Origin of the sequence: Mesorhizobium sp. M0518, from assembly GCF_040321125.1 — a bacterium.
Taxonomy (GTDB): domain Bacteria; phylum Pseudomonadota; class Alphaproteobacteria; order Rhizobiales; family Rhizobiaceae; genus Mesorhizobium.
Genome location: NZ_JAMYQY010000009.1, coordinates 121,866 through 144,406 on the forward strand (window position 1 = coordinate 121,866; position 22,541 = coordinate 144,406).

Below are 22,541 nucleotides of genomic sequence, written 5' to 3' on the forward strand. Positions count from 1 at the left end.
ATCAGCATTCAAGACCCATGCGGCGACGCCGCGCGGGCAAGACAGGCAGGTAATGTGATGACGACGCCGCTCAAGCAGGAAACGATCGGGCAGACACGGTTCAAGATCGGCGGCATGGACTGCGCCTCCTGCGCGGCCAAGATCGATACGGCGGTGCGTCGTCTCGACGGCGTCGCCGATGTCTCGGTTTCGGTGACCGGCGCCAGCATGACGGTCAGCCACAGCGGTTGGCTCAACGACGACAAGGTGCTGCGGCAGGTGGCGCGGCTGGGCTACGGCATCGTCAAGGCGGAAGGCGGGGCCGATGGGCGTGCTTCAGTGGCCAAGGATCATGATCATGCTGATCATGATCACAGCGATGCGGCGCCGGGGCAGGCGTGGTGGCGCTCCCGCCGTGCTGTGCTGACGCTGGCCTGCGCGGCAGCGCTTCTCGCCGCCTACGGCATCGGCCATCTTCTTCCTGCGGCCGAGCGCTGGGTCTTCCTTGCCGCCCTGCTGGTCGGCCTGGTGCCGATCGCACGGCGAGCGCTGATGGCGGCATTGGCCGGCACGCCGTTCTCGATCGAGATGCTGATGACCATCGCGGCGATAGGCGCCGTGATGATCGGGGCTACGGAAGAAGCCGCCGCCGTGGTGGTGCTGTTCCTGATCGGTGAACTTCTGGAAGGTGTCGCAGCCGGCCGGGCGCGGGCGAGCATCCAGGGACTTGCCGATCTGGTGCCGAAGACGGCCTTGGTCGAACGCGCGAGCGGCACATCGGAAGTTCCTGCCGAACAGCTCGGCGTCGGCGACATCATCCTGGTGCGGCCGGGCGACCGCATTCCGGCCGATGGCGAGATCATCGAGGGGTCGAGCGAAATCGACGAGGCGCCGGTGACCGGCGAGAGCACGCCCAAGCGCAAGGGCACTGGAGAGCCCGTCTTCGCCGGTACCGTCAGCACCGACGGCGTGCTCAGGGTTCGCGTGACGGCTGCCGCGTCTGACAACACCATCGCTCGGGTCGTGCGGCTTGTGGAGGAGGCGCAGGAAGCCAAGGCGCCGACTGAACGCTTCATCGACCGCTTCTCAAGATACTACACCCCGGCGGTGCTGGCGGTCGGCGCGCTGGTTGCGCTGTTGCCGCCGCTGCTCATTGGCGGCGACTGGAACGAATGGATCTACAAGGGCCTGGCGATCCTGCTGATCGGTTGCCCCTGCGCGCTCGTCATCTCGACGCCGGCAGCAATCGCCGCTGGCCTTGCGACCGGCGCGCGGCGTGGCCTGTTGATGAAAGGTGGTGCGGTGCTGGAAGGGTTTGGCCGGATCACGGCGGTGGCCTTCGACAAGACAGGCACGCTGACCGCGGGCAGGCCCGTGGTGACCGACATCATGGCCTATGGCCGCGATGAACGCACCGTGCTGGCGCTGGCGGCAGCGCTCGAGCAGGGTTCCAGCCATCCGCTGGCCATGGCGATCCTCGACAGGGCCAAGGCTGATGGTGCGCCGGTGCCGCCGGCTCTGGCGGCGAAGGCGATCTCGGGCAAAGGTGTCGAGGGCAGCGTCGGTGGCGTCGCCGTCTTCCTCGGCTCCGGTCCGGCGGCGGGCGAACGCGCCGACATGACGCAAGTGCAGCGCCTTGCCGTCGACAGCCTCAACGGGCAGGGCAAGACCGTCTCGGTGCTGGTCGCCGACGGCGTGGTGGCAGGGCTGATCGCCATGCGTGACGAGCCGCGACCGGATGCGGCGGTCGGCATTGCGGCGCTGAAGGCCGAAGGCATCCGCACGATCATGCTGACCGGCGACAATCGCCGCACGGCGCAAGCCATTGCCGCTTCGCTCGGCATCGAGGCGCGGGCGGAGCTGTTGCCTCAGGACAAGCAGCGCATCATCGGCGAATTGCAGCGCGAAGGGCTGAAGGTCGCCAAGGTCGGCGATGGCATCAACGACGCACCGGCGCTCGCCGCCGCCGACATCGGTATCGCCATGGGCGGCGGCACCGATGTAGCGCTGGAGACCTCGGATGCGGCAATCCTGCATGGCCGCATCACGGACGTCGTGCGGATGGTGAGGCTGTCGCGGGCGGTGATGGCCAATATCAGCCAAAACATCAGTGTGGCGCTCGGGCTGAAAGCGGTGTTCCTGGTCACCACCATTCTAGGCATCACCGGCCTGTGGCCGGCGATCCTGGCCGACACCGGCGCCACCGTGCTGGTCACCGCCAACGCCATGCGCCTGCTGCGCTGGCGCGGGTGAAGTGTTTTGGTTGATCCGATCTTTTCGGAAAACCGGCGGCCACTTTTCCGGATCGTGGTCTATTCCGCCGGAGCCGTCAGCGGCGGCGTGGCGTTGCTGCGCCCTTCCCAGACATAAGATGCCAGTGCGACCGCGACGGCGACCAGCATGGCGATGGCGCCCAGCAGCGGCAGGCTACGGTAGCCATAGCCGCTGTTCAGCATCGCGGCGCCCAACGACGCGGCCAGCGCGATGCCGACATTGAAGCCGGACGGAATGAGCGACGAGGCGAGGTTCGAGGCGTCCGCCGTCCAGGCCAGGATGCGGGTCTGGATCGGTGTGCCGATGGCGAAGTTGAGGCCGCCCCAGACGACGATCGCCACAACCATCGGCAGGGGATAGGGGCTGACGGCGTAGATGACGGCCAGCGTCACCGCCTGCAGGGCCAGCATGGTGATCAATGACGGCATTAGCTTCCAGTCGGAGAGCTTGCCGCCGAGGAAGACTCCCAGGGTGGCACCGACGCCGTTGAGCAGCAGCACCCACGGCACCAGGTTCTCGTCGAGCCCGGTGACCTCCAGCAGTGTCGGGGTGATGTAGGTGAACAGGCCGAACTGGCCGATCATCAGCATCAACATCAGGATCAGCGAGGTCCAGACCTGCTGGCGGGCCAGCACACGGACCTCGCGGGCAAAACCGGCGGGCCTGACCGACGATCCGGTGGTGCGCGGCAACAGGGCTGCCATGGCAAGCGTTGCCGCCACGCCGAGCGCGCACATCACCCAGAAGGTGGCACGCCAGCCCCAGATGTTGCCGATCGCGGTGCCGGCCGGCACGCCGATGACGTTGGAGACGGTGAGGCCGGACAGGATGACGGCGACAGCCATGCCGCGCTGGTCCTCGCGCACGAGACCGACGGCGACGACCATGGCGACGCCGAAATAGGCGCCATGCGCGACCGCCACGGCAATGCGCAACAGTAGCATCGAGGTGAAGTCGGGCGCCAGCGCGCAAGCCGCCTGGCCGATGGTGAAGGCGATGGCGAGGCCGAGCAGCAGGCTTTTGCGTGACAGCGACTTGGTGGCGAGCGCCAGCAGCGGGCCGCCGATGGCGATGCCGCCGGCATAGCCGGAGACGAGGTAGCCGGCCGAGGGGACCGAAACGCCAAGACCTTGCGCCACCTGCGGCAGCACGCCGGCAATCACGAATTCGGTGGTGCCGAAGGCAAAAGCGGCAATGAACAGGGCTATAAGCGGAAGCGACATGGCAAGGCCTTAGCTGGAACGGCCTCAAACCACGGATGGGCTTTGCGGGCAATGAAGAAATTTTTGTCGCGAGTTTAGGTTTTCTTCAGTGAGCGAGGCGGTGAAGCGCCAATCTCCCTCCTTGTGGGGGAGATTGGCTGCTTCTCAGCTCGCCTTCAACCGCGACCCAGTGAGCAGACCGCGCTCTTCGAGCACCGGATAAGCCATCGAGGCCAGCAGCGAATTGATCTGCTTCAGGTCGCGGATGGTATCGAGATGAATCGAACTGGTCTCGACGCTTTTGGCGGTGCCGTCGCGCAGCCGCACGAAATGGCTGGCGCTGGTTTCCTTCTCGCGGTCACGCAGCTGGTCCTTTTCCAGCACCAACTGGCGGGCAGTCTCGGGATCGCGCGACACCAGCACATTGAAGGCAAGCCGCGCATTGGCCAGCACCGAGCCATGGAAGGCGCACAGCTCGGCCCAGCCCTCGTCGGTGAATTCCAACCCGCGCTCGAATTTCTTCTTCACATGCACCAGCATGTTGCGCACGATGATGTCGCCGACCTGCTCGAGCTTGACGCAGGCGCCGATCAGTTCCTGGCAGCGCAGCGCTTCGTCCTCGGTCAGCGGGTTCCTGGTCAACTTGGCGAGGTAGAGCTTGATCGCGGCGTGCTTGCGGTCGACGCGGTCGTCGAGTGCGGCCAGCGCCTTGATCTTGTCGGCATCGGCACTTTCATAGAGTTCGATGATGCGCTTGAGCATGATCTCGATCGTCTCGCAGACCCGCACCACCTCGCGGGTGGCATTGGCCAGCGCCTGGCTCGGCACGTCGAGCGCGCTTTCGTTGAGCGCGGACAGTTCGACGACGTCAAGCGAGGCGGCCGGCACCGGCTTGGTGCCAAGTGCGACGATCTTCTCCGAAGCGCGGTAGACGAACCCTGCCAGCGGCAGGCCGGCGAGCAGGATCAGCACGTTGAACAGGATGTGGGCATTGACGATCTGGTCCGCCGCCGTCGAACCGAGAAAGGCGAAGTGCGGCCTGAAGATCATGACCAGGATCAGCATGACAAGCGAGCCAAGCCCGCGCATCAGGAGGTTGCCGATCGGCACGACGCGCACTTCGGGGCTCGACGAGCGGGTCAGCATCGGCGCGATGATCGAGGAGCCGAGGTTGACGCCAAGGATGAGAACGACGCCGAGTTCGGGCGTGATCAGGCCGCGGCCTGCCAGCGTCGCCATCAACAGCACCGCCGCGATGCTCGATTGGAACAGCCAGGTGATCAGCGCCGCCAGCAGATAGGCGGTGATGGAATCGGTCGAGAAGTAGTTGATGATGACCGGCATGAGCTGGCTGTTGCGCAGCGGCTCAGACGCCTGGCCGATCATCTCCAGCGACAGGATCAAAAGGCCGATGCCGACCAGAATGCGGCCGGTCTGGCGCCAGTCGCGCCGCTCGGTGGCCATGAACATGACCGTGCCGGTGATCAGGCACAGCGGCACCAGCAAGGTGAGGTCGAAGGTCAGCAGCTTGACCACCAGCGCAGAGCCGATCTCGGCGCCGCGCACTGCCAATTGGCCCGCGGCGCCCGAGACGATGCCAGAGCCGGCGAAGGAGCCGACCAGCAGCGTGACGGCTGTGGAACTCTGCAGGGCGATGGCAAGGCCGGTGCCGGCCAGCACCGCCATGATCGGATTGCGCATGGTGGCGCGCAGGCGGTGGCGCAGCACGTCGCCATAGGCGCGTTCAACGCCGGTCTTCACCATGCGGGTGGCAAACAGCATCAGCGCCACGGCGCCGGCCAGATGCAGAAGGACGACGGACCCGCTCATTTCGCCCCCCGCATGCAAACAGGATGCGCGTCCTGTTTGGCGTGGCGATCAGAAGGGAAAACGAGGGTACGAATCATGTTCATGGCGGTGACTTATAATAACTCGAATATTTTAGCCGGATAATAAAATCTTGTCGATTTCAAGGGCCGTTGCAGCGCGACGGGCGGTGTCGGAAAATGGACGGACGCGCAAATGGTTGCATTGCGGGGCGGGCTCGAAGCAACGGATAGGCAGAGTTAGCAGCGCGACCGGCTCCTGCCTTTGCGATTATGTTCAGCTCTATTGGGTAAATAAAGGAAATCATTACACAATTGTAATGCAGGCGTTCAGCTTCGGTTCATCGGTGGCCCGCTATTCCTCTGGCATCGACAACCAAGGAGACTTCTTTTGAAACGCATTGTCCTTTCCGCACTCGCTTTCTCGATGCTGGCCGCTACGTCGCTCACCGGCCAAGCCGCACCGCTGAATGCACCGAACGCTCCGCAGTCGAATTACAGCCAGGTCGACTGGCAAAAGCCCACCAACAGGGATGTCAAGAAGCGCTTCGTCCAGAAGCGCGTCATCCATAAGAAGGTCATCGTGAAGCGCAACAACTGGCGCAACGGCCATAAATATTCAGGCTGGAGACAGCACCAGCCGATCCGCGACTATGGCCGCTACGGCCTGCATCGTCCCGGTCGCGGCCAGGAATGGATCCGCGTCGGCAACGACTATGTGTTGGTCGGTGTGCTCTCCGGCGTCATTTTCGGCGCGCTTGCCGCGCATTAATCGGTCCCCAGGCGGATATTGGAAAGAGGCGGCCCGCAACGGCCGCCTCTTTTGCCTGTGGAAACCGGGTATGGCCCGCATTAAGGGTCGTCGGATTTCGCGGGTATGATTATATAATCGGGAAACGAGTTCCCCGATGCGCTTTCCACCCGCCTTCCTCGACGAGATACGCGACCGCGTGCCGATTTCATCGGTTATCGGCCAGCGCGTCGCGTGGGACAGGAAGAAAACCAACGCGCCGCGCGGCGACTATTGGGCCTGTTGTCCGTTCCACGGCGAGAAGAGCCCATCCTTCCACTGCGAGGATAAAAAGGGCCGCTACCATTGTTTCGGCTGTGCGGTTTCGGGCGATCATTTCAAGTTCCTCACCGAACTCGACGGGATGAGCTTTCCCGAAGCGGTCGAAAAGATCGCCGATATGGCCGGCGTGCCGATGCCGGTTCGCGATGCGCAGGAGGAGCGGCGCGAAAAGGAACGCGCCAGCCTGACCGACGTCATGGAGATGGCGACCGCCTTCTTCCAGGAACGGCTGCAGGGGCCGGAAGGCGCCAAAGCCCGCGCCTATCTCAGAGACCGCGGGCTGACGCCGGCGACGCAGCAATCGTTCCGGCTCGGTTTTGCGCCCGACAGCCGCAATGCGCTGAAGGAGCATCTCGCCGCCAAGGGTGTGCCGAAGGCCGATATCGAGGCTTGCGGACTGGTGCGCCACGGCGACGACATTCCGGTTTCCTATGACTGGTTCCGTGACCGCATCATGTTCCCGATCCCGGATTCCAGGGGGAAGATCATCGCCTTTGGCGGCCGCGCGCTGCAGCCCGATGCGCTGGCCAAATACATGAACTCGCCTGACACCGAGCTCTTCCACAAGGGCAATGTGCTCTATAATTTCGCCCGCGCGCGCAAGGCATTGGCCAAGGGCGGCACGGTCATCGCCGTCGAAGGCTATATGGACGTCATCGCACTGGCGCAGGCCGGCTTCGAGAACGTCGTGGCGCCGCTCGGCACCGCGCTTACCGAGAACCAGCTCGAACTGCTCTGGCGCATGGCGCCGGAGCCGATGCTGTGCTTCGACGGCGACAAGGCCGGGCTGAAGGCAGCGTGGCGGGCCGCCGACATGGCGCTGCCGTCTGTGCAGGCCGGGCGCTCGGCGCGCTTCGCGCTGCTGCCGGAAGGCAAGGATCCCGATGATCTGGTCAAGGCCGAAGGACCGGATGCGTTTCGTCGCGTTCTGGCCGAGGCGCGGCCGCTGGTCGACCTTTTATGGATGCGTGAGACGGCGGGCGGCGTCTTCGATACGCCGGAGCGGCGGGCCGAGCTCGAGAAGACGCTGCGCGAACTGACCAGCCGCATCCGCGACGAAAGCCTGCGCTACCACTACCAGCAGGAGATGCGCGAGCGTGTGCTGAGCTTCTTCGGCTCGCAGCGCGGCACCAGGCAAAATCGGCAAGACTGGAAACAGGGCCAAGGCAAGACGGCCGCGCCCGGCGGGCAGTTCGCCAAGGCCGGCAGCGGCCGCATGGCGATCACCGAAAGCCTCGGCCAGTCGGCTTTGGTCAAACGCGGCGGCGAAGGGATGTCGGTGCGCGAGGCGACGATCATCGTCGCATTGGTCAACCATCCGGCGCTGATCGACGAGAATTTCGCTCATATCGAGTTCCTCGATCTCGCCAACTCCGATCTGAGGCGGCTGCATGGAGCGATTCTCGACGCGATGGCGCACGACATGGCCAATGACCGGCAGGCGGTGATTGCGACGATCGAACGCGCCGGCTGCGCCGAGATCTGGGAGCGGGCCGTCGGGCTGATCCGGCGGATGCGGCAATGGCCGGCGCTGGAGACCGCCGCCCTTGAAGATGCCCGCGATGCTTTCAGCCAGGCGCTGCACTTGCAGCGCAGCGCGCGCACCTTACATAAGGAGCTGAAACAGGCGGAAGCGGCGCTCGCCACCGATCCCACAGACGAAAACTATCGGCATCTGATCGAAATTCAGGCGCAATTTCAGGATGTGCAGGCTACGGAAGCGCTGATCGAAGGGTTTGGCGTCTCCTCGGGCAGGGCTGGGCGAGCTTAGTTGGAAGCGAGTGAATTGAGAAAGCGTCGTTGCGCGTCCAAATGGCGCGTAACGGGCTAAGTCGGGTAATTGATTCGCTTTTTTCATGCGAATCATGCGAGAGGCGCTTGACCTTCTGGCAGATTGGCGGAATCAGGACGATTCGAAACGTTAACCCGAACCCGCGTCACGGGAAAACAAGCGATGTGAGGTACTGGTCACTGGACAGGCAGCCCGCCTGCCACAGATATCAGGGTTAATCTGGACTTAATGCATGTCGCCCAAAAGGGGAAACCCGATTTGGGCAACGACATACACCAAACGAAACGAGTTGATGCAGTTACTGGCCCGGTGAAGCGCGTTTCATAAGCGAGCGCATCCGATTTGACTGGTCCGACAGCTTACGCGGCTTTGAAGTTCGGCCGCTAGGAGAAGATAAAGACTATGGCGACAAAGGAAAAGGAAGAGGTCGAAACCGAACGCGAAGGCGCCACCGATGGCCCTCTGCTCGACCTTTCCGATGATGCTGTCAAGAAGATGATCAAGGCCGCCAAGAAGCGCGGCTATGTCACCATGGACGAGCTGAATTCGGTGCTGCCCTCAGAGGAAGTGACCTCCGAGCAGATCGAGGACACGATGGCGATGCTGTCCGACATGGGCATCAACGTGGTCGAGGACGACGAGCAGGGCGAGGAGCCCGAGGCCACCGACACCGCGGCCGATGCCGAGGAAGACGCCAACGAGTTGGCTGAGCAGACCGGCACCGCGGTCGCCGCCACCACCACCAAGAAAGAACCGACCGATCGCACCGACGATCCGGTGCGCATGTATCTGCGCGAGATGGGCTCGGTGGAGCTTTTGTCGCGCGAGGGCGAAATTGCCATCGCCAAGCGCATCGAGGCCGGCCGCGAGACGATGATCGCGGGTCTGTGCGAAAGCCCGCTGACCTTCCAGGCCATCATCATCTGGCGCGACGAACTCAACGAATCCAAGATCCTGCTGCGCGAGATCATCGATCTCGAAGCCACCTATGCCGGCCCCGAGGCCAAGCAGGCGCCGGTGGTCGAGCGCGTCGAGGAAGCCAAGGTCGAGGACAAGCCGCGCCGTTCGCGCGACGACGAAGACGACATCACCAATGTCGGCGCCGATACGCGTGGGCTGACGGATGACGACGACGAAGACGAGGACGAAGCGAGCCTGTCGCTGGCCGCGATGGAAGCCGAACTCCGCCCGCAGGTGATGGAGACGCTCGACGTTATCGCCGACACCTACAAAAAGCTGCGCAAGCTGCAGGACCAGCAGGTCGAGAACAGGCTCGCCGCTGCGGGCACGCTGTCGCCCAGCCAGGACCGCCGGCTGAAGGAGCTCAAGGACCAGCTGATCAAGGCGGTGAAGTCGCTGTCGCTCAACACGGCGCGCATCGAGGCGCTGGTCGAGCAGCTCTACGACATCAACAAGCGCCTGGTGCAGAACGAAGGCAAGCTGCTCAGGCTGGCCGAAAGCTACGGCGTGCGCCGCGAAGAGTTCCTGAAGGAATATCAGGGTTCCGAGCTCGACCCGAACTGGACGCGCTCGATCGGCAATCTGACATCGCGCGGCTGGAAGGAATTCACCAAGAACGAGAAGGATGCGATCAAGGACCTGCGCGCCGAGATCCAGAACCTCGCCACCGAAACGGCGATCTCGATCCTGGAATTCCGCAAGATCGTCAATCAGGTGCAGAAGGGCGAGCGCGAAGCGGCGATCGCCAAGAAGGAAATGGTCGAGGCCAACCTGCGCCTCGTCATCTCCATCGCCAAGAAGTACACCAATCGCGGCCTGCAGTTCCTCGACCTGATCCAGGAAGGCAATATCGGCCTGATGAAGGCGGTCGATAAGTTCGAATACCGCCGCGGCTACAAGTTCTCGACCTACGCGACATGGTGGATCCGACAGGCGATCACGCGTTCGATCGCCGATCAGGCGCGTACCATCCGCATTCCGGTGCACATGATCGAGACGATCAACAAGATCGTGCGCACCTCGCGCCAGATGCTGCACGAGATCGGCCGCGAGCCGACGCCGGAAGAACTGGCCGAAAAGCTTGCCATGCCGCTCGAAAAGGTGCGCAAGGTCTTGAAGATCGCCAAGGAGCCGATCTCGCTCGAAACGCCGGTCGGCGACGAGGAGGATTCGCATCTGGGCGATTTCATCGAGGACAAGATGGCGATCCTGCCGATCGACGCGGCGATCCAGGCCAATCTGCGCGAGACCACCACGCGCGTGCTGGCCTCGCTGACGCCGCGCGAGGAGCGCGTGCTCAGAATGCGCTTCGGTATCGGCATGAACACCGACCACACGCTGGAAGAAGTCGGCCAGCAGTTCTCTGTTACCCGCGAGCGCATTCGTCAGATCGAAGCCAAGGCGCTGCGCAAGCTCAAGCACCCGAGCAGGTCGCGCAAGCTGCGCAGCTTCCTGGATAGCTGAGACTTACCGATGCAAAGAGTTCAAGGGCGCCGATGGCGCCCTTTTTTGTTGCGGGACGCACTCTTGCGCTGCAGGCCCTTCAGGAGGATAATTTCCGTGTCGGATGCATTTTCTGGGCGACAACCCGGATGCCCGCCCCGGCGAAGCCGCCGTGCTCCGTGGCCCCGGAGGGAGGTGTGCCATGACAAGCTACATCGTGCTGATGAACTGGACGGAGCAGGGTGCCAGGAACGTACGCGAGTCACCGAAGCGGCTCGACGCCGCCAGGAAGCAACTGGGAGACATGGGCGGATCGTTCAAGGCGTTCTACCTGACCATGGGCGAATACGATATGGTGGCTGTGGTCGAAGCCCCCGACGACGCGGTGCTGGCGCGCTTCTCGCTGATGCTGGCGGCAGCGGGCAATGTCAGGACGCGGACGCTGAAGGCCTTTCCCGAATTAGCCTACCGCGAGATCATCACCTCGCTCGGGTGAAGGAATCGGCAGGGTTTCTCGAAGTCGCTGGTTGGTGCCGGCCTGGTGGCGCTTTGCCGCAAGACGGGGCGCTTCGCCGTGATAGAATGCGGCCGGGGAGATCGCGATGAAGAAGGTTTCGATATTGGTCGCCAGCTTTGCCGCTTTGTCGTCGCTGCCGTTTTCCGTCGGCGCCAGTGCGCAAAAACCGGTCGGCATGGCCAATCCGGCATCAGTCCATTGTGGCGAGATCGGCGGGCGCCTGGTGATCAGGAAGGACAAGGCCGGTAATGAATATGGATTCTGCGGCTTGCCCAATGGACGCCTTTGCGAGGAGTGGGCGCTGTTTCGCGACAACAAGTGCATCGGGCCAAAGGCGGCCATGCGCCGCAAGTGACACACTTGCCATGATAGGGTGAGGTCATGTCCGAACCGCATTCCCATTCGCATCTGTGGCCCGGCGTGCCACTCGCGCTTGGCTCGGCCGTCCTGTTCGGGGCGACGCCGCCGCTCAGCAAGCTGCTGCTCAATGGCGTCAATCCCTTCATGCTGGCCGGGCTGCTCTATCTCGGTGCCGGTCTCGGGCTGGCTCTGTACCGCCTGCTTCGGGGCAGGCAGGCCGCGGCCGGGGAGGCGCAACTGACCGCTGGGGATATTCCCTGGCTGGCGCTGGCGATCGGCATGGGCGGCATCATCGCGCCGGTGCTGCTGATGTTCGGCTTGACCCTCAACACGGCGTCCAGTTCGGCGCTGCTGCTCAACCTGGAAGGGCTGGCGACGATGGCGATCGCCTGGCTCGTCTATCGCGAGAATGTCGACCGGCGCCTGCTTTTCGGCGCGTTCGCCATTCTGGCGGGCGCCGTTCTTCTGTCGTGGCAAGGTGAGGGCGTCGCCTTCAACCGTGGCGCCCTGCTGGTGGCGGGGGCTTGTCTGGCCTGGGGGATCGACAACAATTTCACGCGCAGGATCTCCGCCACCGACCCGGTGGTGATCGCCATGCTCAAAGGGCTGGTGGCGGGTGTCGTCAATGTCGGGCTGGCGCTTGCCGGCGGTGCTTTGTTTCCCCCGGGGTCGGTCATTGCAGCGACCGCGGCAGTCGGTTTCTTCGGCATTGGGGTCAGCCTGGTGATGTTCATCGTGGCGCTGCGTCATCTGGGTACCGCCCGGACAGGGGCCTATTACTCGCTCGCTCCCTTCATCGGCGCGCTGCTGGCAATCGCCATCCTGGGTGACGCCGTCACGCTCAAGCTTGCGGCCGCCGGACTTCTGATGGGTGTTGGCCTGTGGCTGCATCTGTCGGAGCGCCATGAGCATGAGCACGACCATGAGGAACTGGAGCATGAGCACAGCCATGCGCATGACGAACACCACCAGCACCATCATGACGGGCCGGTAAGCGAGCCGCATTCTCATTGGCACCGGCATGCCCCAATGCGACACCGGCATCCGCATTATCCCGACCTGCACCACAGGCATGGCCACGGATAAATGCTGACCGTCTGGTACAACACGCGCTGCCCGGTCTGCGATGCCGGCATAAGCAGGCAGAAGCGGCGGCTGATCGAAGCGGTCAAGGCCGGGCGGATCGAGTTCCGAGACATCAATTTTGAACCGGCAGCGCTTGCCGGGCATGGCGCGTCGCTTGAGGATATCCGCCGCCGGCTGCACGCCACCGACGTGGCGGGCAGGCTGCTGGTCGGCGCCGACGTTGCCATCGCCGTGTGGAAGGTCACGCCGGGCGAGGGCTGGCTGGCGATGGTGTTCGGCAATCCGGTTGTCTTGCCGCTGACACGCTTTGCCTATGATCGTTTCGCCGACCTTCTCTATGCCTGGAACCGGCGCAAGGGTCGCTGGTAGCGCTTCGTGATTAATGACCAGAAGCGCAAAGGTCCGGAGGACATCTCCGGACCTTTTTTCGTGCGAGTTATCGGCTGGCCGGCTCGCAGAGCGCGCCGACGATGCGGCGTACCACCGGCAGCACCAGCAGCAGCGTCGGAAACGCCACCAGCCAGGACAGCCCCCAGGCGGTCAGCCAGATGGACGGCAGCTCGGGGTGGAAGCCAAGGCTTTTCAACGTCGAGATGAACGAGACGATGAAGGTCATCAACAGCGACAGCACCAGCGGGCTAAGAACAGCGGCATAGCGCGCAGGCAGCTTCCTGCGCTGATGTCTTGCAGTCATTTTGAGAGTTCCCTGAAGTATCCGGTCCGTCGCTTTTGGCATCCATTCGCCGGTGACCGGCAAAATTGCCCGGAAAGACCGGGGTTGGATGCGTTGCTTGACGTCAGACGCTTACGGAGCAGCCGAGGCGCTCGCGGGCCTTCTAGCGGTACGTTCCGGTGAAAGCAAGCCTCTGGCGCCGCATTCAGATACATCGTAAGATATATCTTGACTCTCCCGATTGGCTCGCATAATTAAGATATATCGTAAGATACAACTCAAGGAGCAATCAATGCACAAACATTTTGGGAACAATCATTTCGGCGAGCGCATGTTCATGCACATGGCCGGCAAATTCGGCGGCAAATTTGGTGGCAGAGGGGGCGGCGGTTTTGGCCCGTTCGGGCACGGCGGTCGCGGTGGCGGGCGGGGCGGCCCGGGCGACATGTTCCGCGCCGGGCGCATGCTGGCCGACGGCGACCTCAAGCTGATCACGCTGTCGCTGCTGGCCGAGGCCCCGCGCCACGGCTACGACATCATCAAGGCCTTGGAAGAGCGCACCAGCGGCATCTACAGCCCGAGCCCGGGCGTGGTCTACCCGACGCTGACCTTCCTGGAAGAGGCCGGCTATGCCGCCTCCGCCGCCGACGGCAACAAGAAGGTGTTTTCGATCACCGAAGCTGGCCAGGCGCATCTCGCCGACAACCGCGAGATGATCGATGGCGTGCTCGACCATCTCGAGCGCTTCGGCCGCAAAATGGCCAAGGCGCGCGACTGGTTCGGCTGGAACGACGAGAGCGAAGAGGGCGGGCGTCGTGGCGGCCGGGGTGGCCGCGGGGATCGTTCGGAAGCGCGGGACGAATTCCGCGCAGTCCGCCACCGGCTGCGCGCGGCTCTGGGTGACTTCGTCGACGCCCCGGCCGACAAGCAGGCCGAGGCGATCGCCATCCTCGAAGCCGCCGCCGAGGCCCTGGAAGCGCTGTCGCACAAGTAAGCTCGTCCAGCCGACCGGACGCAGCCCTTGCCCGCTGGGCCAAGGACCGATAGTGAAATTCATCCCGCGTCACTCTACATGGTGCGGGATGAATGCTGTTGGAGGAAGCCCGATGTCTTTTCTGAAGCGTCTTTTCGGCGGTGGCGCCAGCGGAGCCGAAACGGCTGGGCCAACGAGCGCAGCGCCGGCCAAGCAGGTCGAGCACAAGGGCTTCCTGATCAGCGCCACGCCCTACAAGGCGGATGGCCAGTACCAGACGTGCGGCGTCGTCTCCAAGGAGATCGACGGCGTGGTGAAGGAACACAAATTCATCCGCGCCGACCGCTTCGCCGGGCTCGACGACGCCGTCGACATCTCGATCAAGAAGGGCATCCAACTGGTCGACGAGCAGGGCGACCGGATTTTTGGGTAGATCACCGCCAGCAGGTCACTGCCTAACCATGCGGGCCTTTGCGCCACGATGGACCTCTCGGTCCGGGTTGACGTACGACCGCCGGCGATCAACTCGTCCTGGTGGGATCAATCGTCATCAGGCGGGTCCTGGCCTCGATCAGATGCCTTCTCGCGGCCCTTATCCGGCCGCACAATGCCAAGTTAAGAGCGACGCCGCCTTCCTCGTCCAGCAAGTCATTCGCGCGCTTCAGAGAGCGCTCGGCTCTCCTTATGCGCAGTCTGGCGTTGGCCGCTTCGATGCTGTGAATTTCAATCATTGTGCCGCGTCCTTTGCGGTTCCGGTCCCTTCATGGACTAAACCGCCGCTGATCCTATTGGTTCCGGCGCTGTGATTATGGCTGCGGTTTCGGCTATTTCGTTGTGGTGTTGAATTCACGGTTTGCCGCATAATCGATAACGAAGGTGCCCTCGGGAGCGCGAACGCCTTGCCTCACATTTGAGATGGTCACCGTCGTGGTAAGTCCCTTCTCGTCGGTGAGGCTCCATCTGCGCAGATCGAGCGATTTTCTGTCGAACACCATGGAGATGTTCGAATTGCCGAAAGCCGATCTGTCGGCCAGCTTGACGGTTACTTGAGCGCCGTCTTCTCTGATGCTTTTGACGCGACTGCCGGAGAAGTCGACCTTGTTGTCGAGCAGCAGCTTAAGCGGCGTCTTCGAGAGAGCATAAAGCCGCGATGTCTTCAGTCTCCTGTTATAAACCACCAGGGATTTGCCATCCGCGATCACGCTGACCCCAGATTGGCCTGCATAGTTGAACCGGATCTTGCCTGGGCGTTGGAGAAAAAACCTGCCGTGTTTTCTTTCCGCTTTCGGGCCTGATTGCACGAAATCCCCTGACATGGATTTCACCGATGAGAAGTGATCGGCAACCGTCTTTGCTTCAACCGGCGCGGCCGAAGCCCCGGCATTCACCGCGGCAACGCCGATAACGGCACACAAGAAACCCAGCAGCTTTTTGATCCGATAGGCCATTCGATTAACCCCCAGCAAACGCGTGATCGAAGGAGATCACGCGTTGAGATCAGTAGCCGTTCGGGCACCGCGCGACGTAAACCCGGCCGTACCGATCGCGATATCTGCACTGGCCGGCTTCGCTGGCGTGGCCGATGACGGCCCCTGCTATCGCACCAACCGCACCGCCAACAACCGCCCCTTCCACAGGGTCTCCGGCCACCGCGGCGCCTACGGCCGCGCCACCCAAGCCGCCGACGGCGGCGCCTTGTTCGGTACGGGAGCACGCCGAGAGCGGAATGAGCAGGCTCAAAATGAGCAGCGTCTTTTTCATTGGTTCTCTCCTGGGGCTACTATTAGCCAAAGCTTAAATGCTCAAGAGAGCTTTTCGATCCATCGACCGTTGCCTGCCATTCAAGCCTGGCCGTGGCGGAGCCACGCGCCTTCGGCTCAAATGCCTGCGATCGCCAAAAGCCAGGCCAGGATGTCGAGCAGCAGAAACAGCAGCGCAATCTGCAGCGCCACCCGCAGCCGCTGGATAATTCGCCAGTTGCCGGCCATGTCCGCCTTGATGCGAAGGGCAAGCGCGCGGCGCATGGCCGACATCGTCGTCGGCCTGTCGCCGTCGACATATTGATCAAGCAGCTCTTCCGGATCGAAGCGGAATGTATATTGGTGGTAGGGCCAAAGCATGAAGACGATCAACCCGCCGATGCCGAACAGCAGGGCCACCGCGGTCCAGTCCCAGAGCCCAAGCCCATTGGAAAGGGCCGCACCGCCGAGCAATGAGTTTGCGAATGCGGTGGCAAAGACAAGGCTGCCGGCGCGGGTGCTCATGTTCTCCACAAGGGTCTGCTGTTGCGTGAGACCTCTCACCGCCTCCTGATAAATGAATGCAAGACGCGGATCGTCGTCGGCAACAGCGCTTGCGGCAATTCTGTTGCTTTCGCTTCCACTCGGATGTTCCGCCATCAGGGTGTCCTCTCTGGCGTGGACTGGATGCGCGAGCTCAGTCGAGATCCCACGGTGCAAATGTTGTCCGTGGACTGCCCCGCGCAAGGGGGGGAACGGATGAAACAGGGGACAGGATCCGTGGCGAACCGAACGGGCCAGGCTGATTGCGCGCCTGGCCAGCAAGGTTTGGGAAATCGACCCGGGCTAAGCCGGCTGCAACTCCCTGCGCGGCAGTGGCGGGAACGCGATGGCGATGCCGACCGCGCCGAGCCCGATAAGAGCCGAGCCGATGAACAGCCAGGAATAGTTGGCGTAGGCGTCGAACACCATGCCGCCGGCAAGCGGTCCCAGCGCCATGCCGAGGCTGGACAGCATGGTGGCGGCGCCGAACACGGTGCCGAGGATGCGCTGGCCGAAATATTCGCGCGCCAGCACCGCATAGAGCGGCATGACACCGCCATAGGTGGCACCGAAGATAACGGCCAGCATGTAGAACTGCTCAAGCTGGCTGATCGACAGATAGGCGGCAATGACGATCGCCTGGATCGCCAGGCCCGCGATCAGCACCGGCTTGACGCCCAGCCTGTCGGCCAGCACGCCGTAGAAGAGCCGGCCGCCGAGGCCTGCCAGGCCTTCGACACTGTAGATCGAGACCGCTGCCATGGGGGCGACGCCGCACAGCATGGCATAGCTGACCATGTGGAAGATCGGCCCGGAATGCGCCGCGCAGCAGGCAAAGAAGGTCAGCCCCAGCACGATGAATTGCGGCGAGCGCAGCGCCTGGCCGACCGTCAGGCCGGCACCTTCGGCAACCGGCGCGGAGCCGGGGTCGACTAAGACGGGCTTCGGCGGCTGGCGCACCAGCAGCACCGCCGGCAACAGCAGCAGCCAGGCGGTAATGCCGATGTCGAACATGGCGGTGCGCCAATCATAGGCGGAGATCAGCCAGCGGGCGAAGGGCGAGATCGTCATCGGCGCCACGCCCATGCCGGCCGAGACCAGTGAGACGGCAAGGCTGCGGTTGGTGTCGAACCAGCCTGTGGTCAGCGCGATCATCGGCGCGAAAAAGGCGCTTGCCGCGAGACCGACCAGCACGCCATAGGTGACCTGGAAGCTCAGCAGCGAACCGGCGCGGCTGGCCAGCACCAGCGCCAGCCCGAGCAGCACCGCGCCGATCATCACGACGATGCGGGCGCCAAAACGGTCCGATATCGCGCCCCAGGCGAAGCCACCAAGGCCCATCACCAGGAAGTTGAGCGTCATGGCGCTGGAAATGCCGGCGCGCGACCAGTTGGTGTCGATCGCCATCGGCTCGAGGAAGATCGCCAGCGAAAACATCGTCCCGATGGCGACACAGGACATCAGCGCGCCAGCGGCGACGATGACCCAACGATAGGAAAGGCTCATTCTAATCTCCCATGCCTAAGGGCAGCACTGCGCGCTGCTTGCACCCGAAGGACGCCGGCACCGGGTTCGATCCTACAATCCGGTTGCATTTTTTATCCAGTTTGACGTGACGCCGTTTTCAGCAGCTCAGATCGGCAGTTCCGACGTGTATTTGATCGTCTGGCTGGGGACGTCGGTCTTGACGTTCTGCACGCCCTTGATGCGGCTCAGATGCTCCGACTGGAAGCGGCGGTAATCGTCGATGCCGGCCGCCACCACGCGCACCATGGCGTCGCAATCGCCGAGCATCAGGTAGCACTCCATCACCTGCGGCAGCTTGGCGACTTCGGTGGCGAAATGCTCGATCGTGTCCTCATCCTGCGTTTTCAGCCAGATGCGGGTGAAGAAGGTGAGGCCCTTGCCGATGCTGCCGGGGTTCAGCACTGCGACGTAGCGGTCGATGACACCGGCCTCCTCCAGCAGCTTCACGCGCCGCAGGCAAGGCGAGGGCGACAGGCCGACCTCTTTGGCCAGATCGTTGTTGGCCATGCGGCCGTCGCGCTGCAGCGCCCGCAAGATCCGCTTGTCAATCTCATCAAGTTTCATGGCTCTGGATTCCATCTATTTATGGCTTTGTAGCGCCAAATGCCAAATTCTGATGAAACACAACAATCTTCGCAACCAAATTGTGAGCCGGTGCCGCTATGTTTGCGGCCGACATCACAAGAGTCCAGAAGCAACCCGGGAGCGGCGGCCGCGAGGCGCGCCAGGGGAGACGCATGAGCATTTCACAGGCAGTCGAGGCGGCGGGCAATGGTTCGGGATCCGAGTTCCGCCGTGGCGTGGCGTCCTGCGCGCCGGTGCTGTTCGGCACCATCCCCTATGCGCTGGTGCTTGGCGCCCAGGCCACGCAGAAAGGCTTAAGCACGGTCGAACTGTCTGCCATGACAGGGCTGAACTTCGCCGGCGGCTCGGAATTCGCGGCGATCCAGTTGTGGACGTCGCCGCCGCACGTCGTGCTCATCGTCGCCATCACCTTCCTGGTCAACAGCCGTCACCTGCTGATGGGTGCGGCACTGGCGCCGTTCCTGCGCCACCTGCCACGACGCAAGGTGTTTCCGGCGCTTTTCTTTATGTGCGATGAAAGCTGGGCGCTGGGCCTGGCCGATGCCAAACAGCGCGCTGCCGCCGGCATCACGCCGGCCTTCAGCCCGCGCTACTATATGGGCGCGGCGCTGGCGATGTATCTCGCCTGGGTGTCCTTCACCACGCTGGGTGCCTTGCTCAGTCCGATGCTCGGCGACGTCGGGACCTATGGTTTTGACATGGCGTTCCCGGCCGTCTTCCTGGTGCTGATGCGCGGCATGTGGACGGGTATGGCGGCGGCGCGGCCCTGGCTGGTCAGCCTGATCGTGGCAGCACTGGTCTATCTCTTCGTTCCCGGCGCCTGGTATGTCGCCGCCGGCGCGGTATCGGGGCTGGTCGCGGCTTGGCTGATGGCGGGTGATGCATGATCGACGCAATGACCTTTCTCACCATCGTGCTGATGGCCGGCGTCACTTACCTGACGCGCATCGGCGGCTATGTCGTGCTGCGCAACCGCACACTCAGCGCGCGTGCCACGGCGGTCATGGGAGCCGCGCCTGGTTGCGTGCTGATCTCTGTCATCGCACCGGCCTTCGTGTCGAAGTCCCCGGCGGATATTCTGGCGCTGGCTGTTACTCTGGTAGCCGCCACGCGGCTTTCCATGCTGCCGACCGTGCTGATCGGAGTCAGCGCCGCTGGTCTGCTGAGGCACCTCATCGGCTAGAACGAAAAAGGCAGGCGCGCACGCCTGCCTTTCGAAGCGGACAAATTTTGGCTCTTTACGCGGCAGCCGCGACACCCTGGCTGGCGGCCACCACGGCATCGACCTTGGCGGTCGCCTTGGCGAGCGCTGCGGTCACCGCGTCAGGACCCATGCCGACGCCTTCGATGCGGATGACATCGACGTCGGTCATGCCGAGGAAGCCGAGCACGCCGCGCAGGTAGGGAATGGCGTGATCGAACTGCACGGCCGCACCTTCGGAGTAGATGCCGCCCGAAGCCAGCACGATATAGACCTTCTTGCCGGTGACGAGACCCTTGGGGCCGTTCTCGCCATAGGCAAAGCTCTTGCCGGAACGAGAGATGTGATCGACCCAGGACTTCAGTGTCGAGGAGATGTTGAAGTTGATGAAGCCTGTGGCCAGGATCACTGTGTCGGCGGCAAACAGCTCGTCGAGCACCACATCGGAGACGCCGACGACTTCAGCCTGGCGCGCAGTGCGGGCTTCCGCCGGCACGTAGATGCCGCTGGCGTAGTCGGCATCGATATGCGGCAGCGGGTTGGCGACGAGGTCGCGCACGACGAGCGTGTTCGACGGATCGGCGGCGACGAGCTTTTCAGCGAATTCGGTAGCGATGCGGGTCGAATGCGAGGCGGCGCCCCGCGGGCTTGAGGTGACAAGAAGAATGGACATTTTGGGCTCTCCAGCGGTTGGAATGATTTGTCCCACCAGATATGGGGCTTTCGATCCATTCAATAAACTGGTATATTTTCTATACGATCCATCTATAAGTTAGATATATCGATGCAGCCCAACCCGACGCTCGATCAACTTCAGATCTTTGTGACAGTCGCCGAAGCCGGCAGCTTCTCGGCCGCCGGCCGCAAGCTCAACCGGGCACAGTCCGTGATCAGCTACGGCATCGCCAATCTCGAGGCGCAGCTGGGGCTGAAACTGTTCGAGCGCGAGGGCACGCGCGAGCCGCAATTGACCGAGATCGGCCGGGCGATGCTGGAGGATGCGCGGCGCATGATCGGCGTGCTGCAGCGCATCCGCTCCCGCGTCGACGGCCACCACCAGGGGCTCGAGGCCGAAGTCGCGCTGTCGGTCGATGCGGCGCTGCCGTCGCCGGTGCTGGTGCGGGTGTTGAAGGCATTCGAGGTGCAGTTTCCGACCGTGATGCTGCGCCTGCATATCGGCACGCTCGGCCTGATCCCCGATCATGTCGTCAGCGGGCAGGCCGACCTTGGCATTGGCGGCCTGCTGGGCGATGTCGATGTGCATCTCGCGCGCATCGGCTTCATGTCGATCGTGCTGGCCGCCGCGCCCAGCCATCCGCTGGCCCTGCTGCCGAAGCCGGTGGCGATCGAGGATGCGCGCGAACACACGCAGCTTGTCGTCACCGACCAGTCGGAGCGTACCAAGGGGCGCGACTTCGGAGTCTTCGCCTACCGTACCTGGCGGCTGACGGATGTGCGCACCAAGCATATGCTGATGCGCGAGGGGCTGGGCTGGGGCGGGCTGCCGCGCTGGCTGATAGCAGACGACCTGGCGAGTGGCCGGCTGGTCGAAATCGACCTCGAATCCTTCAGGGAGGTGAGTTCGCCGCTGTTTGCCATGCACCGCAACGATCGCAGCCCGAAGCCAGCGGCCGCCTGGCTGATCGACCAGTTCAAGCGCCAGCTCGGCTGCTTCAACGAGTTCGAACCGGGCGAGGTGCCTGAGGAAGAGACAGGCCATCGATCAGTGCTATGAGCACCGCGCGGTAGTCCTGAGCTGACGCACCGGCCTCGATGGCCAGGGCGGCACGATCGAAGGCGGAGCCGAGCAGTGCGGTCAGCGCGTCGGCCGGCAATCTCGTCATCGTTTGCGCCCGCATCGCCGCGACCAGCCCTTCGCGCAGCGAGCGGTTGCCATGGCGGTTGTCGATCGCGTCCATGGCGGCGCGGCCAAGCACGGCCGGGCCGTCGAGCAGCAGCAGGCGCGTGCGGCCTGGCGTGCGCATGGCGGTGAGATAGGCGTCGGAACCGGCAATCAGTGCGTCGCGGGCATTGAGTGATGGCGCCGAGGCGCGCTCGATCTCCTCGGCGACCGCTGCCGCCTCCTGGTCGACCACGGCGGCAAACAGCGCCTGCTTGTCGGCGAAGTGATGGTAAAGCGCGCCGCGCGTGACGCCGGCGGCAGCGGCGATCTCCGGCGTGCCGGTCTCGGCATAGGATTTTTCCGTAAACAGCTTTCGCGCCGCGGCAATCAGGTCGGCGCGCGTCGCCTCGGTACGGTCACGGTTGGAACGGCGCGCGGAATCGCGTTGCATACATGCAGCCTGTATGTTAATTCAATTTACATGCAGACTGTATGTTAATTGACGGGAGAAGGAAAGATGAAGACGACGAGCTATTACCCGGTGCTGATGACCGGCGACGTCGCCGGCACGACGGCGTTCTATGTCGAGCATTTCGGCTTCCAGCCGCTGTTTGAAAGCGACTGGTATGTGCATCTGCAATCGGTGGACAACAAACGCGTCAATCTCGGCATCGTCCAGGGCGACCACGAGACCATCCCGAAGGAGGGGCGGGGCCGCACATCGGGCCTGCTGATCAATTTCGAGGTTCGCGACCCGGACGCGGTCTATGAGCGGATCCTTGCCGCCGGCCTGCCGATCCTCCAATCCTTGCGCGACGAGCCCTTCGGCCAGCGCCATTTCATCACCAAAGACCCCAATGGCGTGCTGATCGACGTCATCAAGCCGATTCCGCCGAGCGAGGCGTTTCTGGCGCAGTACGCCGAGGGGGCTGCGGAACGGTGACCG

The 22,541-nt window shown here is 63.4% G+C and carries 25 protein-coding genes; 14 read left to right on the forward strand and 11 right to left on the reverse strand.

Annotation, left to right across the window (positions count from 1 at the left end; translation table 11 throughout):
- The first annotated feature begins 57 nt into the window (after positions 1-57).
- A complete protein-coding gene (locus NKI66_RS15240) occupies positions 58-2,232 on the forward strand; it encodes a heavy metal translocating P-type ATPase (RefSeq protein ID WP_023809673.1) in 2,175 nt (724 codons plus the stop codon).
- Between the two features lie 59 nt (positions 2,233-2,291).
- Here NKI66_RS15240 and NKI66_RS15245 read toward each other — a convergent pair whose 3' ends face one another.
- On the reverse strand, positions 2,292-3,476 hold the full coding sequence (locus NKI66_RS15245; RefSeq protein WP_023809672.1) for an MFS transporter: 1,185 nt from the start codon (positions 3,474-3,476) through the stop codon (positions 2,292-2,294).
- 144 nt (positions 3,477-3,620) lie between these two features.
- On the reverse strand, positions 3,621-5,285 hold the full coding sequence (locus tag NKI66_RS15250) for a Na/Pi cotransporter family protein (protein WP_023809671.1): 1,665 nt from the start codon (positions 5,283-5,285) through the stop codon (positions 3,621-3,623).
- Positions 5,286-5,672: 387 nt separating this feature from the next.
- On the opposite strand from NKI66_RS15250, the gene NKI66_RS15255 reads away from it, so the two are divergent.
- The 7 genes from NKI66_RS15255 (at position 5,673) to NKI66_RS15285 (ending at position 12,880) form a co-directional block, all read left to right on the forward strand.
- Positions 5,673-6,053, forward strand: coding sequence for an RcnB family protein (locus NKI66_RS15255; protein WP_023809670.1), 381 nt, complete (start codon positions 5,673-5,675; stop codon positions 6,051-6,053).
- A gap of 136 nt (positions 6,054-6,189) precedes the next feature.
- Positions 6,190-8,124 (forward strand): DNA primase, encoded by a 1,935-nt coding sequence (dnaG, locus tag NKI66_RS15260; RefSeq protein ID WP_023809669.1) that lies wholly within the window; start codon positions 6,190-6,192, stop codon positions 8,122-8,124.
- Positions 8,125-8,547: 423 nt separating this feature from the next.
- On the forward strand, positions 8,548-10,569 hold the full coding sequence (gene rpoD / locus NKI66_RS15265) for an RNA polymerase sigma factor RpoD (RefSeq protein ID WP_023809668.1): 2,022 nt from the start codon (positions 8,548-8,550) through the stop codon (positions 10,567-10,569).
- Between the two features lie 181 nt (positions 10,570-10,750).
- Complete coding sequence (locus tag NKI66_RS15270; protein WP_023809667.1) at positions 10,751-11,044, forward strand: GYD domain-containing protein; 294 nt, start codon at positions 10,751-10,753, stop codon at positions 11,042-11,044.
- Between the two features lie 106 nt (positions 11,045-11,150).
- Positions 11,151-11,420 carry a putative hemolysin gene (locus NKI66_RS15275; protein ID WP_023809666.1) on the forward strand — a complete coding sequence of 90 codons (270 nt, stop codon included), beginning with the start codon at positions 11,151-11,153 and terminating at the stop codon, positions 11,418-11,420.
- Positions 11,421-11,446: 26 nt separating this feature from the next.
- Entirely contained in the window at positions 11,447-12,511 is a 1,065-nt protein-coding gene (locus NKI66_RS15280; RefSeq protein WP_352752105.1) for a DMT family transporter, read from the forward strand.
- Positions 12,512-12,880: a thiol-disulfide oxidoreductase DCC family protein gene (locus NKI66_RS15285; protein WP_023809664.1), complete on the forward strand. Its 369-nt coding sequence runs from the start codon at positions 12,512-12,514 to the stop codon at positions 12,878-12,880.
- Between the two features lie 67 nt (positions 12,881-12,947).
- Here the strand turns inward: NKI66_RS15285 and NKI66_RS15290 are convergent, their stop codons facing one another.
- Entirely contained in the window at positions 12,948-13,205 is a 258-nt protein-coding gene (locus NKI66_RS15290) for a DUF2798 domain-containing protein (RefSeq protein WP_023809663.1), read from the reverse strand.
- Positions 13,206-13,476: 271 nt separating this feature from the next.
- On the opposite strand from NKI66_RS15290, the gene NKI66_RS15295 reads away from it, so the two are divergent.
- The gene (locus tag NKI66_RS15295) at positions 13,477-14,178 is read left to right on the forward strand and encodes a PadR family transcriptional regulator (protein WP_023809662.1); all 702 of its coding nucleotides are present in this window, start codon (positions 13,477-13,479) and stop codon (positions 14,176-14,178) included.
- A gap of 112 nt (positions 14,179-14,290) precedes the next feature.
- The gene (locus NKI66_RS15300; RefSeq protein WP_127268097.1) at positions 14,291-14,590 is read left to right on the forward strand and encodes an HlyU family transcriptional regulator; all 300 of its coding nucleotides are present in this window, start codon (positions 14,291-14,293) and stop codon (positions 14,588-14,590) included.
- A gap of 88 nt (positions 14,591-14,678) precedes the next feature.
- On the opposite strand, the gene NKI66_RS15305 is transcribed toward NKI66_RS15300, so the two are convergent.
- The 6 genes from NKI66_RS15305 to NKI66_RS15330 form a co-directional block, all read right to left on the reverse strand.
- The gene (locus NKI66_RS15305; RefSeq protein WP_023809661.1) at positions 14,679-14,888 is read right to left on the reverse strand and encodes a hypothetical protein; all 210 of its coding nucleotides are present in this window, start codon (positions 14,886-14,888) and stop codon (positions 14,679-14,681) included.
- Between the two features lie 93 nt (positions 14,889-14,981).
- Positions 14,982-15,605 carry an outer-membrane lipoprotein carrier protein LolA gene (locus NKI66_RS15310; RefSeq protein WP_023809660.1) on the reverse strand — a complete coding sequence of 208 codons (624 nt, stop codon included), beginning with the start codon at positions 15,603-15,605 and terminating at the stop codon, positions 14,982-14,984.
- A 49-nt stretch (positions 15,606-15,654) separates the two neighbouring features.
- A complete protein-coding gene (locus NKI66_RS15315; protein ID WP_127297410.1) occupies positions 15,655-15,918 on the reverse strand; it encodes a YMGG-like glycine zipper-containing protein in 264 nt (87 codons plus the stop codon).
- 116 nt (positions 15,919-16,034) lie between these two features.
- On the reverse strand, positions 16,035-16,721 hold the full coding sequence (locus NKI66_RS15320; RefSeq protein ID WP_352613118.1) for a hypothetical protein: 687 nt from the start codon (positions 16,719-16,721) through the stop codon (positions 16,035-16,037).
- Positions 16,722-16,742: 21 nt separating this feature from the next.
- On the reverse strand, positions 16,743-17,945 hold the full coding sequence (locus NKI66_RS15325; RefSeq protein WP_352723225.1) for an MFS transporter: 1,203 nt from the start codon (positions 17,943-17,945) through the stop codon (positions 16,743-16,745).
- Between the two features lie 126 nt (positions 17,946-18,071).
- Positions 18,072-18,530 carry an Lrp/AsnC family transcriptional regulator gene (locus NKI66_RS15330; protein ID WP_352677273.1) on the reverse strand — a complete coding sequence of 153 codons (459 nt, stop codon included), beginning with the start codon at positions 18,528-18,530 and terminating at the stop codon, positions 18,072-18,074.
- A gap of 173 nt (positions 18,531-18,703) precedes the next feature.
- On the opposite strand from NKI66_RS15330, the gene NKI66_RS15335 reads away from it, so the two are divergent.
- Positions 18,704-19,438 (forward strand): AzlC family ABC transporter permease, encoded by a 735-nt coding sequence (locus tag NKI66_RS15335; protein WP_023809656.1) that lies wholly within the window; start codon positions 18,704-18,706, stop codon positions 19,436-19,438.
- Positions 19,435-19,734, forward strand: coding sequence for an AzlD family protein (locus tag NKI66_RS15340; protein ID WP_023809655.1), 300 nt, complete (start codon positions 19,435-19,437; stop codon positions 19,732-19,734). The genes NKI66_RS15335 and NKI66_RS15340 overlap by 4 nt, the downstream gene beginning before the upstream one ends.
- A 55-nt stretch (positions 19,735-19,789) precedes the next feature.
- Here NKI66_RS15340 and NKI66_RS15345 read toward each other — a convergent pair whose 3' ends face one another.
- Positions 19,790-20,425: an FMN-dependent NADH-azoreductase gene (locus tag NKI66_RS15345; RefSeq protein ID WP_023809654.1), complete on the reverse strand. Its 636-nt coding sequence runs from the start codon at positions 20,423-20,425 to the stop codon at positions 19,790-19,792.
- Between the two features lie 111 nt (positions 20,426-20,536).
- Here NKI66_RS15345 and NKI66_RS15350 point away from each other — a divergent pair, with 111 nt between their 5' ends.
- Entirely contained in the window at positions 20,537-21,487 is a 951-nt protein-coding gene (locus NKI66_RS15350; RefSeq protein WP_023809653.1) for a LysR family transcriptional regulator, read from the forward strand.
- Here NKI66_RS15350 and NKI66_RS15355 read toward each other — a convergent pair.
- The gene (locus tag NKI66_RS15355) at positions 21,426-22,046 is read right to left on the reverse strand and encodes a TetR/AcrR family transcriptional regulator (protein ID WP_023809652.1); all 621 of its coding nucleotides are present in this window, start codon (positions 22,044-22,046) and stop codon (positions 21,426-21,428) included. The two genes, NKI66_RS15350 and NKI66_RS15355, sit on opposite strands and share 62 nt — an antisense overlap.
- 66 nt (positions 22,047-22,112) lie before the next feature.
- Between NKI66_RS15355 and NKI66_RS15360 the strand changes: the two genes are divergently transcribed.
- On the forward strand, positions 22,113-22,538 hold the full coding sequence (locus NKI66_RS15360) for a VOC family protein (RefSeq protein WP_023809651.1): 426 nt from the start codon (positions 22,113-22,115) through the stop codon (positions 22,536-22,538).
- Positions 22,539-22,541: the final 3 nt, after the last annotated feature.

What these genes read in the sequence shown, in the direction of transcription:
- NKI66_RS15290 (WP_023809663.1), bottom strand. Translation starts at nt 13,205, where the DNA reads ATGACTGCAAGACATCAGCGCAGGAAGCTGCCTGCGCGCTATGCCGCT.
- rpoD (WP_023809668.1), top strand. Translation starts at nt 8,548, where the DNA reads ATGGCGACAAAGGAAAAGGAAGAGGTCGAAACCGAACGCGAAGGCGCC.
- NKI66_RS15295 (WP_023809662.1), top strand. Translation starts at nt 13,477, where the DNA reads ATGCACAAACATTTTGGGAACAATCATTTCGGCGAGCGCATGTTCATG.
- NKI66_RS15310 (WP_023809660.1), bottom strand. Translation starts at nt 15,605, where the DNA reads ATGGCCTATCGGATCAAAAAGCTGCTGGGTTTCTTGTGTGCCGTTATC.
- NKI66_RS15300 (WP_127268097.1), top strand. Translation starts at nt 14,291, where the DNA reads ATGTCTTTTCTGAAGCGTCTTTTCGGCGGTGGCGCCAGCGGAGCCGAA.
- NKI66_RS15270 (WP_023809667.1), top strand. Translation starts at nt 10,751, where the DNA reads ATGACAAGCTACATCGTGCTGATGAACTGGACGGAGCAGGGTGCCAGG.
- NKI66_RS15345 (WP_023809654.1), bottom strand. Translation starts at nt 20,425, where the DNA reads ATGTCCATTCTTCTTGTCACCTCAAGCCCGCGGGGCGCCGCCTCGCAT.
- NKI66_RS15330 (WP_352677273.1), bottom strand. Translation starts at nt 18,530, where the DNA reads ATGAAACTTGATGAGATTGACAAGCGGATCTTGCGGGCGCTGCAGCGC.
- NKI66_RS15340 (WP_023809655.1), top strand. Translation starts at nt 19,435, where the DNA reads ATGATCGACGCAATGACCTTTCTCACCATCGTGCTGATGGCCGGCGTC.
- NKI66_RS15250 (WP_023809671.1), bottom strand. Translation starts at nt 5,285, where the DNA reads ATGAGCGGGTCCGTCGTCCTTCTGCATCTGGCCGGCGCCGTGGCGCTG.
- NKI66_RS15285 (WP_023809664.1), top strand. Translation starts at nt 12,512, where the DNA reads ATGCTGACCGTCTGGTACAACACGCGCTGCCCGGTCTGCGATGCCGGC.
- NKI66_RS15325 (WP_352723225.1), bottom strand. Translation starts at nt 17,945, where the DNA reads ATGAGCCTTTCCTATCGTTGGGTCATCGTCGCCGCTGGCGCGCTGATG.
- dnaG (WP_023809669.1), top strand. Translation starts at nt 6,190, where the DNA reads ATGCGCTTTCCACCCGCCTTCCTCGACGAGATACGCGACCGCGTGCCG.
- NKI66_RS15335 (WP_023809656.1), top strand. Translation starts at nt 18,704, where the DNA reads ATGAGCATTTCACAGGCAGTCGAGGCGGCGGGCAATGGTTCGGGATCC.
- NKI66_RS15305 (WP_023809661.1), bottom strand. Translation starts at nt 14,888, where the DNA reads ATGATTGAAATTCACAGCATCGAAGCGGCCAACGCCAGACTGCGCATA.
- NKI66_RS15360 (WP_023809651.1), top strand. Translation starts at nt 22,113, where the DNA reads ATGAAGACGACGAGCTATTACCCGGTGCTGATGACCGGCGACGTCGCC.
- NKI66_RS15350 (WP_023809653.1), top strand. Translation starts at nt 20,537, where the DNA reads ATGCAGCCCAACCCGACGCTCGATCAACTTCAGATCTTTGTGACAGTC.
- NKI66_RS15355 (WP_023809652.1), bottom strand. Translation starts at nt 22,046, where the DNA reads ATGCAACGCGATTCCGCGCGCCGTTCCAACCGTGACCGTACCGAGGCG.
- NKI66_RS15240 (WP_023809673.1), top strand. Translation starts at nt 58, where the DNA reads ATGACGACGCCGCTCAAGCAGGAAACGATCGGGCAGACACGGTTCAAG.
- NKI66_RS15315 (WP_127297410.1), bottom strand. Translation starts at nt 15,918, where the DNA reads ATGAAAAAGACGCTGCTCATTTTGAGCCTGCTCATTCCGCTCTCGGCG.
- NKI66_RS15280 (WP_352752105.1), top strand. Translation starts at nt 11,447, where the DNA reads ATGTCCGAACCGCATTCCCATTCGCATCTGTGGCCCGGCGTGCCACTC.
- NKI66_RS15275 (WP_023809666.1), top strand. Translation starts at nt 11,151, where the DNA reads ATGAAGAAGGTTTCGATATTGGTCGCCAGCTTTGCCGCTTTGTCGTCG.
- NKI66_RS15245 (WP_023809672.1), bottom strand. Translation starts at nt 3,476, where the DNA reads ATGTCGCTTCCGCTTATAGCCCTGTTCATTGCCGCTTTTGCCTTCGGC.